General features: G+C 68.0%; 1 tRNA gene and 1 pseudogene. Both read left to right on the top strand.

Annotated elements, in window-relative coordinates:
* Positions 1-268 (top strand): annotated as a pseudogene (locus ABTU92_RS28985) (alcohol dehydrogenase); the annotation flags it as partial.
* A 65-nt stretch (positions 269-333) separates the two neighbouring features.
* Positions 334-410 (top strand) — tRNA-Pro (locus tag ABTU92_RS28980).
* Positions 411-540 lie beyond the last annotated feature (130 nt).

Raw genomic sequence — 540 nt, 5'->3', positions numbered from 1 at the left:
CGACATCTCCGACGAGCTCGGCACCCTGGTCGTCACGGCCGGCACGGCCATGTATGCGCTCACCGAGATCGGCGGGCTCGTCGCCGGCGAGAGCCTGGTCGTCATCGGCGAGGGGCCGATCGGCCTGTTCGTCGCCGCGGTCGGCAAGGCGCTCGGCGCCTCTCCCGTGGTGGTGACGGGCCTCTCGCCTCAGCGCCTCGCGATCGCGGCCGGGCTCGTCCACGTCCTGATCACCGACGAGGCGGCGGCCCATGCGGTGCTGCGGTGAAAGCGCCACCGCCGCTTGACCCGGCATGCCCTGCCCGGTACTGCACGATTGAGCTTTCTCGGCTTCGGGGTATAGCGCAGCCTGGTAGCGCGGGAGTTTTGGGTACTCCAGGTCGCAGGTTCGAATCCTGCTGCCCCGACCACCCTATCATGTTGATTTCTTATCGATTCTTGGTCGGCGATTCGGACGCGATTCCGACGTCCGCTTTCGATCTCGGTGAGGGGCGGCCTCGCGCGCCGTCGGCGCGGTCGGTGACCGGCTTGCGTTTCTTC

This window comes from Rhodoplanes sp. SY1 (assembly GCF_046000175.1).
Taxonomy (GTDB): domain Bacteria; phylum Pseudomonadota; class Alphaproteobacteria; order Rhizobiales; family Xanthobacteraceae; genus Rhodoplanes.
The sequence above is the reverse complement of the archived record's forward strand: the minus strand, read 5'-3'. Positions and strand labels throughout refer to the sequence as shown.